Annotated in this window: 10 protein-coding genes; 4 read left to right on the forward strand and 6 right to left on the reverse strand. The window is 65.9% G+C overall.

The window, feature by feature from the left end; all coding sequences use genetic code 11:
• Window positions 1-13: 13 nt before the first annotated feature.
• The gene (locus ASF98_RS21855; RefSeq protein ID WP_082507005.1) at window positions 14-1,741 is read right to left on the reverse strand and encodes a sensor histidine kinase; all 1,728 of its coding nucleotides are present in this window, start codon (window positions 1,739-1,741) and stop codon (window positions 14-16) included.
• A 154-nt stretch (window positions 1,742-1,895) separates the two neighbouring features.
• Here ASF98_RS21855 and ASF98_RS21860 point away from each other — a divergent pair, with 154 nt between their 5' ends.
• Window positions 1,896-3,128: a pyridoxal phosphate-dependent aminotransferase gene (locus ASF98_RS21860; protein ID WP_055806830.1), complete on the forward strand. Its 1,233-nt coding sequence runs from the start codon at window positions 1,896-1,898 to the stop codon at window positions 3,126-3,128.
• 17 nt (window positions 3,129-3,145) lie between these two features.
• Here ASF98_RS21860 and ASF98_RS21865 read toward each other — a convergent pair whose 3' ends face one another.
• Window positions 3,146-5,149 (reverse strand): glycoside hydrolase family 32 protein, encoded by a 2,004-nt coding sequence (locus ASF98_RS21865; protein WP_055806833.1) that lies wholly within the window; start codon window positions 5,147-5,149, stop codon window positions 3,146-3,148.
• Between the two features lie 154 nt (window positions 5,150-5,303).
• A complete protein-coding gene (locus tag ASF98_RS21870; protein WP_055806836.1) occupies window positions 5,304-6,170 on the reverse strand; it encodes a DMP19 family protein in 867 nt (288 codons plus the stop codon).
• Window positions 6,171-6,347: 177 nt separating this feature from the next.
• Between ASF98_RS21870 and ASF98_RS21875 the strand changes: the two genes are divergently transcribed.
• Window positions 6,348-9,812, forward strand: a complete 3,465-nt coding sequence (locus tag ASF98_RS21875; protein WP_055806839.1) for a DEAD/DEAH box helicase — start codon at window positions 6,348-6,350, stop codon at window positions 9,810-9,812.
• Between the two features lie 21 nt (window positions 9,813-9,833).
• Here ASF98_RS21875 and ASF98_RS21880 read toward each other — a convergent pair whose 3' ends face one another.
• The 3 genes from ASF98_RS21880 to ASF98_RS21890 all read right to left on the reverse strand — a co-directional run bounded on the left by ASF98_RS21880 (window position 9,834) and on the right by ASF98_RS21890 (window position 11,901).
• Window positions 9,834-10,220, reverse strand: a complete 387-nt coding sequence (locus ASF98_RS21880; RefSeq protein WP_055806842.1) for a hypothetical protein — start codon at window positions 10,218-10,220, stop codon at window positions 9,834-9,836.
• A 273-nt stretch (window positions 10,221-10,493) separates the two neighbouring features.
• Window positions 10,494-11,207, reverse strand: a complete 714-nt coding sequence (locus ASF98_RS21885; RefSeq protein WP_055806845.1) for a GAF and ANTAR domain-containing protein — start codon at window positions 11,205-11,207, stop codon at window positions 10,494-10,496.
• A 19-nt stretch (window positions 11,208-11,226) separates the two neighbouring features.
• On the reverse strand, window positions 11,227-11,901 hold the full coding sequence (locus ASF98_RS21890; protein WP_235506125.1) for a GAF and ANTAR domain-containing protein: 675 nt from the start codon (window positions 11,899-11,901) through the stop codon (window positions 11,227-11,229).
• Between the two features lie 309 nt (window positions 11,902-12,210).
• On the opposite strand from ASF98_RS21890, the gene ASF98_RS21895 reads away from it, so the two are divergent.
• Window positions 12,211-12,711 carry a hypothetical protein gene (locus ASF98_RS21895; protein WP_055806850.1) on the forward strand — a complete coding sequence of 167 codons (501 nt, stop codon included), beginning with the start codon at window positions 12,211-12,213 and terminating at the stop codon, window positions 12,709-12,711.
• Window positions 12,708-12,974: a hypothetical protein gene (locus ASF98_RS21900; RefSeq protein ID WP_055806853.1), complete on the forward strand. Its 267-nt coding sequence runs from the start codon at window positions 12,708-12,710 to the stop codon at window positions 12,972-12,974. Before ASF98_RS21895 ends, ASF98_RS21900 begins: the two co-directional genes overlap by 4 nt.
• The last annotated feature ends 2 nt before the right edge of the window (window positions 12,975-12,976 follow it).

A 12,976-nucleotide genomic window follows, 5' to 3' on the forward strand; every position in this document is an offset into this window, starting at 1 on the left:
AGCTGAGCCTCTGTCAGGTCTGGGCCGCCGGAAGAACGAAGGACACCGTTGTGCCCTCCCCCGGGGCACTGGTGAGGCTGATCGAGCCGCCGTGTCCTTCGATGATGGTCTTGCTGATGGGAAGGCCAAGGCCTGCTCCCGGAATGGCTGTATCGCGGGATCTGGCGGATCGGAAAAACTTGGTAAAGGCCTGTTCCTGATCTTCCTTCGTCATGCCTATGCCCGTGTCGCTGACGGAGCAGACCAGTGCCTTGCCGTTCCTGCGGGCCCGGACGGTGATCCGTCCGCCGTCCGGTGAGTACTTCACCGCGTTTGATATCAGATTGCCCACCACCTGCCGGATCCTGACCGGGTCCACCCGGGCAGTCAGCGGTTCTTCCGCGTCGAGCACCAGGGCCGCTCCGCAGAGTGCGGCCTTCTCGTGGTTGGCGGCCACCGCGGCGGCGAGCAGGCCTGCGATGTCCGTCTCCTGCGGGACGAGCTCCACGTCTTCGGAAGCGACGGCAATCAGGTCATTCACGAGGCCCAGAAGGTGGCCGGCGTTCCGCTCCACGATCCGCAGCTCGGCCTGGATGTCCTCGTGGCCTGGTTCGTCGATGAGCAGTTCCAGGTAACCGAGTATTGACGTCAGCGGCGTGCGAAGCTCATGGGATACCGTAGCGACGAAGTTGTCCTTGGCCGCGAGGGCGTTGATCAGCGCTGTCACCTCGGCGAAGGTGACGACGGCTCCGGTGTTGGTCCCGTCCATGGACCGGATGGCGCGGCCGCTGACGGAATAGGCCCGCTGCCCGGCGTCCTCGCCGGCCCAGTACAGCTCATTGGTGAACGCCTCACCGCGGGATGCCCTCACGGCAGGGAATCCGTCCGGCGGCACCGGGGTGGTCCTGTCGCCATAAAAAAGCTCGGGAGATCCGGTGCCGGGGATCAGCCGGGCCAACGACGGGTCGGTCCGCATCGCCCTGTTGGTCAGCACATCCTCACCGTTTGCGTCCACCACCCAGACGCCCACATCGACGGTTGAAAGCACGGCATCAAGCAGCCGCTGGCGCCGGACGCTCTCGGCGAGGGTTGCTGCCAGGTCACGGTCCTTCCGGACCAGGGTCCCGCGTTGCCGGTACAGTGCACCGGCAACCACGTGGGCCGTCACGGCGATTGCCGCCATCACCAGCGGCAGGAAGATTGTCCGGATCATTGAACCCTGCAACGGGTCAGCTTCCAAGGCGGCGGCCGGGACGACGGTGCTAAGTACTGTGCCGAGAACTGCCAGGACCACCCGGTGCCGGTGCCGGCTCACGGACAGCCATACCACCGGGAAAACCAGCAGCAGGCTCAGGACGTTGAAGCTGGGGCCGCCGGCTTGCCGTGTAAAGCCGATGGCCACACAGTCAAGGACCGGTATCAGCGTGAACGCCTCGGGATGAAGCTTCCCCCATGGCACGGCAAGGCAGAGTCCGAACAACGTGGCATGCGCCAGCACGGCAATCCTGAAGGTGTCGTCCGCCAGCGTTGCCGGGCTGAAGATCGCAGCAGCCACCACAACCAGGAACAAGGTAACGGACAGAGGCAGCTGGCTCATCACCACGCGGCCCCGGACCCCGAGCCTGCCGAAGAACCGGTCGATCCAGTCGGCGAGCAGCGCGTCCCAGCCCGGCGATGCGGCATCCGCCGGTGGCCTGTCATTGCCTGGCGCTGCCGCCCGCTGCCTCATGTCGGTCGGGCCGCTTGCTTGGATACGTTTCATCTGTCTGTCCCCCCGGCACAGAAAAGAATCCCCCGGGCTGCTTCAAGGGCGCTGACCTCAGTGTAGACCGCCTGGAGGCGGGACCGGCATTGCGACGCTACCCCGCGCCGTACGCAGCCGGTGCCCTAAGCCGCGCGCTGTGAAAAGATCAAGCATGCGTCCCATGCAGCACTCCAGCAAACTCCAGAACGTCCGCTATGAACTCCGCGGGCCCATCCTCCAGGCGGCGAAGGAGATGGAAGCCGAAGGGCACCGGATCCTCAAGATGAATCTTGGCGACACGGCGCCGTTCGGACTGGAGACCCCCGAGTCCGTAGTGGTGGACATGATCCACCACCTGCGCGGGGCGCAGGGCTACAGCGACTCCAAAGGCATCTTCTCCGCGCGTACGGCGATCTCGCAGTACTACCAGACCCGCGGCCTGATGCAGATCGGCGTCGAGGACATCTTCATCGGCAACGGCGTGAGCGAACTTATTTCCATGTGCCTCCAGGCCTTCATGGAAGACGGCGACGAGGTCCTCATCCCGGCCCCCGATTACCCGCTGTGGACAGCCGCCGTCACCCTGACCGGCGGCAAGCCCGTGCACTACCTGTGCGACGAGGACGAGCACTGGTGGCCGGACATGGCCGACGTCGAATCGAAGATCACCAAGCGCACCAGGGCAATCGTGATCATCAACCCGAACAATCCCACGGGCGCCGTCTACCCGCGGCATATCCTGGAGCAGTTTGCGGCGCTGGCCCGCAAACACCACCTGGTGCTGTTCTCGGACGAGATCTACGAGAAGATCCTGTACGAGAAGGCCCAGCACATCCATACCGCGTCCGTGGCGGAGGACATCTGCGTCCTGACATTCAGCGGCCTCTCCAAGGCCTACCGGATGCCCGGATACCGCGCCGGATGGGTAGCCGTCACCGGCCCGCTCGCGGCAACCCAGGCCTACCGGGAAGGCCTGGAGCTGCTGGCTTCCCTGCGCCTGTGCCCCAACGTCCCCGCCCAGCATGCCATCCAGACGTGCCTCGGCGGCTACCAGAGCATCGAGGCCCTGGTCCGGCCCGGCGGCCGGCTGCGCGAGCAGCGGGACCGCGCCCACCAGCTGCTCACCGCGATTCCCGGTGTCACGTGTGTCCCGGCGGCGGCCGCCATGTACCTGTTTCCCCGCCTGGACCCGGAACTCTACCCGTTCAAGAGCGACGAACAGTTCGTCCTGGACCTCCTGCGTGAACAGAAGATCCTGGTCTCGCACGGTACTGCGTTCAACTGGCCCAGGCCGGACCACTTCCGCTTTGTCATCCTTCCGTCAGTCGAGGACATCGAGGAAGCAGTGCGCCGCATCGCCGCATTCCTCGCCTCGTACCGGATCAGCGTGGAGGACGAGGACTGAGTCAGGACCCGGCCGTCTCAGGACGCGGCGGCCATCGGCGTGTAGCTGAAGGACTTCAGCGTCAGTGTCCCGTCCTTGGTCAGCGCCTTCAGGCCCGTGGGAGCACCGGACGGAAAGACGAGGGACGTAAGGGTTCGCTCCCCGCCGTTGACGAACACTTCCACGGTGCTGTGGTCCACATAGACCGTCAGCTCGACCTTGCCGTCACGGGGTGCGGATGCCGTCCGGCGGACCGCGCCGTAGTCGGGCGCGAGTCCGGCGGTTTCCTTGGCGGCGCCGTCCCGGGAAACGAAGGCCGCTTCCGATTCGAAGTCATAGCCCACGGTGGCGAAGACGCCGTTTTCGGCCAGCAGCTCCACCCGGGCTTCGGAGCCGTCGTCGCCCGCCGCGCGTTCAAGCGTGAGGTCGAGGCGGTACGCTCCCCCCGCCGGTGCGGGAAGGCCCTGGTCGGGGAGGCCCTGTTCGGGGAGGCTGGCCGCACCGTCAGGAGTTAGTTTCCGCTCCCCCGCCGTCACGGTTTCACCTTGGAGGGACTTCAGGGCGTTGGTGGGAGTGGAGACGAGCGTGGGCTTCCCGGAGACGGTCTTGAGCCGGATATCCCGCACCACGGTGTCAGCGCCGCCGTGCCAGTCTTGGGTGGGCAGTTTACGCGCATAGGCCCAGTTGTTCAGCCAGGCAATGCTGTGGCGGGATCCCATGCGCTGGCCCTCCGTGAGCCGGGGGTCGTCCCAGGTCACGGCAGCGTAGAAATCGGAGCCGTCATCCAGCCACTGGTGTTTGTCGTCCGAAGGCTCGAACCGGGTCCCGTCCCAGTTGCCGGTCCAGTAGGCGACGCCGGTGGCCCTTCCTTCCTCGGCCCCGTTGGCGCTGGCGGCCAGCACCCAGGTCCGTTTGGCGGGATCGCCGTCGACGTCGAGCTGGAAGAGTTCGGGGCACTCAAGGATCCCCAGGCCCTTGCGTTCAAAGCCCGACAGGTAGTTCCACTCCTTCAGGTTGGCCGAGGCATACAGCCCGATCTTCCCACCCTCGGCCAGGGCCATCACCCATTGGTCGTTCGCCTCATCGCGGATGATCTTCGGGTCGCGCCAGTGCTGCTCCCCCGGGTTGTCCATGACAGGGTTCCCGTCGTAGGGCTTGAACGAATAGCCCTTGTCGGTGGAATAGAAGAGAGACTGCCGCTGGATGCCCTCGTCCTGCTGCGTCATGACGGCGACGACGGCGCCCTTCCCGAACCCTGCGGAGTTCTCGTAATCCACCACGGCGCTGCCCGTTTCGATGTCGCCCAGGCCGTTCTTGTACTTTTCAATGGCCACCCCCTCGTCTTTCCAATGCACCAGGTCGGTGCTGGTGAGGTGGTACCACTCGGTGCCGTTTTCCTCCGGGTAGCCGGCGTTGTAGAGGTAGTAATAGTGCCAGAGACCGTCCAGCAAGAACGGCCGCTGGGGATCGTTCATCCAGTTCTCGCGGGGCGTGATGTGGTAGCCGGGCCGGTAGCCGGAGGCGCCCTCCGGACGCGCGAAAGCGGACTCCGCCGGCGCCGGCTGTTCCGGCCCGGCTCCCAGGTCGGCCAGCATCGCATCCACGGCTTCCGGGGTAACGCAGTCCGGCCGGGAAATATCCGCGGAGCCCGCGCGCGCTGCCTTTGCCAGTACCGCGGAGTCCTGCTCGCTGGACCGCACCGTCACCGCCTGCCCCACGCGGGCTGCGGCCACCCACCCGTCGGCACAGTCGATGGCGCGGAGGTCTGAGACGCCGTCGGTCCGCAGCGGGCGCGCGAGGTTCTCCAGGCTGCGGTCTCCCCCGGCCAGCCAGAATGAGCCATATCGTCCCGAGTCCTTCTTGGCTTCCGCCTGGGCGTCAGCAACGTCAGCAAGGGCCCCCGCGGCGGGGCCGGCAGGGGCCGGCTGCTGCCCCGCACCCACCACGATGGCCACGGCCACCAGCACGAGAGCCAAGGCGGCGGCCGCTGCGGCCCACAGGGCCCGTGGCGTGATTTTGCTGGGAAGGAACCTGAGAGACATGTCCACCGATCATCGGGATGCACAAACGCCGGCGCCGGTTTTTGGCCGGCGCCGGCGTTCATGTTGGTCTGATTCCGCTCAATTTTACAGGGTTTGCGCCTCCGAGGTCCCGCCGGAGTCCTGGCACGGCATTGGCACGGCCTTGGCGGCGGCTTTAGGCGTCGGCTTCTTCGAACTCCACCGCGGCCACGATCTCCCTCGTCGAAGGGCTGATCATGTAGGCCTCGTCGTCCTCCTCCACCATGATGAAATCGCCCTGGTCCGTGGTGAAGTGCCAGGCGAGGACGGTCTCACCGTTGTGCTCGTAGTTGGGGTCGCCCATGGTGATTTTCTGGAGCTCCTGGCCCGCGACGTCACACAGTTCGCGGATGATCAGTTCAAACTCCGGCGCGTTCTCAAGGGCTTCCTCCGCGGCCTCGGCCTGGCGCTCCGCAAGGTTGGGGATCTGGGCCACACGCTCGGCGATGTGCAGCTCCAGCTGCTCGTCGTCCAGCAGCAGCAGGCCTTCCTGGCCGCGGAGCCACGCGGCGTTGAGCTCGAGGATGTCCTCGGTCTCCAGCAGCGACTCGAATGCTTCGTCGAGCTCTTCGAGCTCCCTGACTGCTTCCGGGGAGGTTGTCCCGCCGTCGGCTTCGCCGAAGCTTTCCGTATCCCCGTCCAGATACGCGTCGGCGTCGTCCTCGCTGAGCGCGTCAAAGGCCGCGGCGGTGCGGTTGAACAGCGCCAGGTGGGCGGTGGCGCCCATTCCTTCCAGGCCTTCGCGCACGTAGGCGTCAATCTCGTCGCGCTCCGGCACCGTGAAGACGTACTGCGCGAAGCCGCCGGCCAGCGCCTGGGTGAGGTAGAAGTCGACGTAGTAGCTGCGGAGTGCGTTGGGCGCGATTTCCGGGGCGTCGAGGAGCTCCGCGTACATGGCGTTGACCACGGTCACGTTGGAGTCGACAACGTCTTCGTTGGCCGTTTCGGTGCTTTCGATTGCCAGGACGACGGGGTGCTTGCTGGCGGGCTGACCGGTGCTCATGGGAAATCCTCACTGCTGAAAGCGGGTGGTGCTTGGGACCCTTTCACGCTACGCGGCGCACCGGTCTGCGGGTTGAGGCGGAGTTGAACGTTGGGCGAAGTTTCAGGGCCCCTCCCGGCTCGCTAAGATGGATCAGATAACCTGCAGATTTTTGACCTGCTGAAAGTAGCGCGCACCATGCCATCCCAACCGGACGAGAGTGCGGCACTGGCAATACAGACCCCCGCGATCAACGACCGCTCCCTCGCGGCCGGACTCGCCTACGCCATGGGCAGCCGGGTTTCGGGGATCTCCTTTGATGCCGCCACCGGCCTGATGCTCGGCAAGGTCCGCGGCGGGTCGGACGCGCCGTATTCAACCACCGCGAAGCTGGTCCGCAAGGCCGGCGGCTGGAGCTGCACCGTCGGCGTCTGCAGCTGCCCCGTGCGGAAGGACTGCAAGCACGTGGCCGCGCTGCTGTTCGCGGCCGAGGACAATCCGGCCACCCGCGTCCAGCTCCTGGCCCCGGCTGAATCCACCCGGCTGTCCCGTGAGCCACTCGTGCAGGAGATGCCGGACTGGGAACAAGCCCTGGGACCGCTCATTGCCCGGCCGGGAATCACCCCGTCCACCAACGGCATCCCGCTGGCCCTGCAGTTCGACATCGAAGAGCCGGCACCGCACTTCTCCTACACCGGCCGGCGCGATCCGCTCCGCAGTGTCCGGCAGCTCAAGGCCCGCCCGGTGATCATGGGCGCCAAGGGCAAGTGGATCCGCGGCGACGTCTCCTGGAACACCCTCAGCTACCTCAACTACCGGCGCGAATGCAACGAAGCCCATGTGGAGTGGATGCAGGAATTCCTCGCGTCCCACACCGCTCTCGCCAACCGCCAGCACAATTCCACCGCGCCCTGGCTGGGACTGAACACCTATGCCGGGAAGAACCTGTGGAGCCTGCTCGCCCAGGCCCGGAAGATCGGCGTCGCGCTGGTCCACACCGGCAGCCAGGAGCCCGTGCGGTTCGTGGAGGAACCGGCCGCCGTCGGCCTTAACCTGACCCGTTTCGGTACTTCCGGCGGGGGCGCGGGCGGCGGTACCGCCGCCGGTACCGCCGTCGAAAACAGCAAAACGTCCGACGACGGCGGGCTGACGCTGGCTCCCACCATCACCGTTGAGGGGGAAGTGGTTGATCCGGCGTCCGTGGGGACGATCGGCCGGCCGGCTCACGGGATCTTCCTGACATCCGGGGCGGATGCCCTTCCGGGCGTGGGCAGCGGATCGATCATCACCCTTGCTCCCCTGGAAACCGGCCTCAGCGAAGAACTCCTGACGTTCGTCACGGCCGGCAGCACCCTTCACATTCCGGCCCGGGACGAGACCCGCTTCCTCACCGGCTTCTATCCCAAGCTCAAGCAGGCTGCCCGGGTCACGGCGTCGGATGAGTCCGTGGAACTGCCCTCGCTGGCCGTTCCCACGTTGTCCCTCCTGGCCAACTACGGCAGCGACCATAAGGTGCGGCTGCACTGGGAGTGGCATTACACGTCCGGGAACCTGGTCACGGCACAGCCGCTGTGGCGGCACCCGGGCGACCACGGTTACCGGGACGATCCTGCGGAGGCCCGCATCCTCGAGGCTGTGGGCCAGCCCTGGGAAGTGGTCCCCAAGCTGGGCGAATCCGCTACGGGCGGCTGGGGAACCCCGCGGCTGGCGCCGTCGGTGGAGCTGGGCGGGCTGGATACCCTGGCCTTCACGGAGGAGGTGCTCCCCCGGCTCCGCAACACCCCGGACGTGGTGGTGGACACCGCGGGAGACATCGCCGACTACCGCGAGGCCGAAGAAGCGCCCGTGGTGGCCATCTCCACGAAGGCCACGGACCAGCGCGACTGGTTCGACCTCGGCATTGTGATCACGCTTGAGGGCCAGCCGGTTTCCTTCGCTGCACTGTTCTCCGCGCTCGCGGCCGGCGAAACCCGGATGCTCCTGCCCAGCGGCGCGTACTTCTCCCTGGACCTGCCCGAACTGCATCAGCTGCGTGCACTCATTGATGAGGCGCGTTCCCTGCAGGACAACAAGGACGCGCCGCTGCAGATCAGCCGGTTCCAGGCCGGGCTCTGGGACGAGCTCGCTCACCTCGGCATCGTGGACCAGCAGGCTTCCGCGTGGCGCGAAGCCGTGGGCGGGCTGCTGGAGGGCGGCATCAAGGGACTGCCCCTTCCGGCCACTCTGAATGCGGAGCTGCGCCCGTACCAGCTGGAAGGCTTCAACTGGCTCAGCTTCCTCTACAAGCATGGGCTCGGCGGGGTGCTGGCGGACGACATGGGCCTGGGCAAGACCGTCCAGGCGTTGGCCCTGGTCTGCGCTGCGAAGGAAGCCGCGGAGGGACTGCTCGATGGCGCCGGCGCACCGGGCGCTGCCCCCGGCTCCGCACCCTTCCTGGTAGTGGCGCCCACCAGTGTGGTGGGTAACTGGGAGGCCGAAACCGCGCGGTTCGCTCCGGGGCTCACCGTCCGCGCCATCGGCGAAACGTTCGCCAAGAACGGAGTGGACCCGGCCGAGGCGATGGCCGGCGCGGACATCGTGATTACGTCCTACGCCCTCTTCCGGATCGACTACGAGGCGTATGCGTCACGGGAGTGGGCCGCCCTGGTACTGGACGAGGCCCAGTTCGTGAAGAACCACCAGTCCAAGGCGTACCAGTGCGCCCGCAAGCTGCCGGCCGCGTTCAAGCTGGCCATCACCGGAACACCGCTGGAGAACAACCTGATGGAGTTCTGGGCTCTCACTTCGATTGTGGCCCCCGGCCTCTTCGCGAGCCCCAGCCGGTTCGCCGAGTACTACCAGAAGCCTGTGGAAAAGAACGGTGACAAGGGACAGCTGGACAAGCTCCGCCGTCGGGTCCGTCCGCTCATGATGCGCCGCACCAAGGAGCAGGTCATCCACGACCTGCCGCCAAAGCAGGAGCAGATCCTGGAGGTGGTGCTGAATCCGCGGCACCAGAAGGTGTACCAGACGCATCTGCAGCGCGAGCGCCAAAAGATCCTGGGCCTCATCGAAGACGTCAACAAGAACCGCTTCACCATCTTCCAGTCGCTCACCCTGCTGCGTCAGCTCAGCCTGGACGCATCCCTGGTGGACCCGTCCCTGTCCGGCGTGCGGTCAAGCAAGCTGGACGTGCTGTTCGAGCAGCTGGAGGACCTGGTTGCCGAGGGGCACCGGGCCTTGATCTTCAGCCAGTTCACCGGCTTCCTGGGCAAGGTCCGGGAACGGCTTGTCGAGGAGAAGATCGAATTCTGCTACCTCGACGGCGGCACCCGGAACCGGACGGACGTGGTGAACGAGTTCAAGAACGGCGCCGCCCCGGTGTTCCTGATCAGCCTCAAGGCCGGCGGCTTCGGCCTCAACCTGACCGAGGCGGACTACGTGTTCCTGCTGGATCCGTGGTGGAACCCGGCTTCCGAGGCGCAGGCCGTGGACCGCACCCACCGGATCGGCCAGGCCCGCAACGTGATGGTCTACCGGCTGGTTGCCAAGGACACCATCGAGGAAAAGGTCATGGCCTTGAAGGCGAAGAAGTCGCAGCTGTTCGCGGACGTGATGGAAGGCGATGCGCTCTCCGGCGGTTCCCTGACGGCCGAAGACCTGGCCGGCCTGTTCAACGACTGACGTTCAGCGGCCGGCGAACCGTCAGCCCATGGCCGGGGCCAGGGACCTTCCCGAGGACAGCTGCGTCCGGGCCCAGCGGGCGAGTTTCTTGCCCTTGCCCTTCCACCAGTTGTCCTCGTCCTTGTCGTGGTGCAGACGGAAGATGATCATCACCATCACGAAGACCCCCATGGCCGCATCCAGCCAGGACCAGAAGACTGCGTCAACCAGGACGCTGATGCCCATGACGAGGACCGACGGCAGTGCCAGCGTCCGGAAGACGGTGCTGGCCACGTAGCGCCGGTGGGACCTGGGCACGGACGTGGCACGGACCATGTCGAAGCAGAGGCAGGCCACCACCATGGCCTGCCCCAGGGACAGGATCACCAGGCCCGCAAGCGAGCCGGCGAACATGGCTACGGATTCCATTCCCGCGCTCATCAGACGCCGCCCGGTGTCGCAGGGCGCGGCAGGGACACTTTGGCATTGCAGAACACACACATAGGAAACCCCCAGAGACCAGAGACCACAGCTGTGAGACCCAGCTGGGCTCTATTCAAGCCGCTGCCGCTCCGGTCCGTCACGAGTAGTGAGTACTCTAATTCTGCTCGCCGACCCCGGGGCACGCGCCTAGGTAGTCAGTTCGGACCGGCCAACCATTCCGGACTTGCGGATCTGCCCGGACCGGCGCGGACCGGCCCGTCAGATGGTGATCGTGCGGTCTATGACTTTGGCGGCCGTATCGTAAATGGTCTCGTTGTGGGCACGGGCATAATCGCGCAGCATCGAGAAGGCCCGGTTCATGTCCACGTTGGCCGTGTGCGAGATGACACCCTTCGCCTGTTCAATCTGGATGCGGCTGTTCAACGCGCGCTGCAGCTGTTCGTTGATTAATGCGTTTTCCCTGGCCGCACGCTCCTGCAGCAGGGTAATGGTGGCGACGTCGGCAAATGCCTGCGCAATGGCAGCATCATCCGCGCTGAGCCGACCGGCCTCGCGGCCGAAAAGGTTCAGGGCACCGATGGTCCGGCTGCGCAGGCGCATCGGAACGGCGTGCAGGGAGCGGAAACCCTGGGCCAGCGCGGAAGCCTGGAACAGCGGCCACCGGGACCCGTCCGTGACAATGTCGTCAATAGCTACAACGGCGCCGGTGCGGTAGCAGTCCACGCACGGGCCCTCGCCAGCCTCGAGTTGGAGAACCTCCACAAGCTGGCTTGCCTCGCTCGTGGAAGCCATCACTTGGAGGTCGCCGCCCGGGTCAACGAGTACCAGCCCGGCTGCGGCGGCGTCGAGTATTCCTACAGATTCGTCCACCAGGGTGTGCAGGAGGTCGAAAACGTCGTAGTCCGCCACCAGCGTGTCCGCTATCTTGACGAAAGCGGCACTCACGCGTCCGGCGCGGCTCATCATCGCCATAGTGGGATTCTACTGCACGTCATGGGTGGCCGGTCACCCCGTCGGCAGGCGTGAAATCCAGGGTCTTGGCGACGACGTCACGGGCCACTTCGCGGACCGTGCGGCCCTGCGAGAACGCGTGCGCCCGCAGTAGCAGCAGTGCGTCAGTGGCGGAAGCCCCGGTCTGGGCAAGGACCATTCCCGTCGCCTGATGCACCTCGCGCCGGGAGAGCGGCGAGCCGTCCTGCGGTGCGTCCGCGCCGTCCGCCGGGGCCAGGGTGAGGAGCTGCCGGAGCAGCTGCCAGGTCGCGGCATCAGCGAGCTGCAGCGCCGTCGAATGGTCAGCGGGGCTGAGCGCACCGGGCACCGAGCAGTAGAGTTCCGCAACCCCGATGTCCATGGCACCGAGCACGAGTGGGAAGACGAAAAAGGCTGACACGTCAAGGTCCCGTATGGCGTTCGCAAAGACGGGCCAGGCGGAATGCGAACCCGCGCGCACGTCGGGAAGGAGCACCGGCCGCCGTCGCTCCAGTGCAGCCCAGCGGGGCCCCTCACCCAGGTCGAACTGGAGCTCGTCAATCCGCGCCGAAACCCGGTTGCTGGCGCACACCATGGTCTCCGGTGCCAATCCGGAGAATACGGAAATTGAGGCGCCGGTAATGGGCAGTGATTCCAGGAACACCGTACAGAGGCCGCCGTCCAGCCCCTCAGCCATCGAACAGGAACTTTCAACCATGACGGCCCCGCGCGGCGACAGCCGGATCCGGGAAACGGAAGGACGTCGCTAAAACCATCGGAAAGGCACCTTCCATGCATCAACTGCTGTTTGTACAGTTTATGCCCGCTCCCGGATCAACCGGTTGGCAACAGCCAATTGCAGTTTGCTCCTGCCCGGTTGCGCGGCCCCGCACCGGCAGGTTCAGCGGCACCTGTTCACGTCTCGAGGCGCCGGATACAATTAACTAGTTGCCCCGGACCCTGGTAGCGCCATTTGTCGGCGAACTATCCAAGAGGAGTCCACTCGATGCGCGGCAACCCATTCCTCGAAGTCTCGCTCACGCAGGTGGCACGCCAGGACCACGGCGAGCTGCTCAGGGCTGCCATGGCAACGAGCCAGTGGAGGCAACCCGATTTGCGCCTGAACCGAACCCCGTCCGACGCAGGGCGACCCGAAGTGGTGCAGGATTTCAACACGCAGGACTCCGACCGGTGGAACGACCCGTTGTTAGCGGAGATCGAAGACCTCGTCGCCGAGCTGAAGGCGAAAGTGGCACGCTACTCGCTCCTCCGGTCCGACCCGTCCCGCACCGACCCGTCCCGCACCGACCCGTCGCACCCGGACAACAAGACCGCCACAGACTGGATGCACGAGGCCCTCGAGGACATCGCTGCGACCGCCCTGGGCATCGAACTGGCGTCGCAGGAGCGCATTTTTCGCGCGATCTCAGACGCCGGGCGGAACCCGATGATCGAAACCAAAACGATCAAAACCAATGAGGAACCAAAGTCAGGAAGCGCAGGATGATCCGCACCATCGAGGCCGGACGAACCTATTTCGTCGAATCCACGGACCCCCGCCTCATCGACACGGAGCTAAGCGCCGCAGTGGAGCAAGCGCGGCAGCATGCCATGGAGGAGGGCAGGTGCGGCATCCTGGTGACGCGGCTGGGGCACACCACGTTCACCGTTGCCGTCAGCGAAGATGTCCCGTTCGGGGAGACGCTCGAGCGGCAAGGGCCGACGACGACTCCGGGCAACGCGCAGGGCGATGCCGCTCGTTCAAGCTAGCG

The sequence above is a fragment of the Arthrobacter sp. Leaf337 genome (assembly GCF_001423745.1).
Classification (GTDB): Bacteria; Actinomycetota; Actinomycetes; order Actinomycetales; family Micrococcaceae; genus Arthrobacter.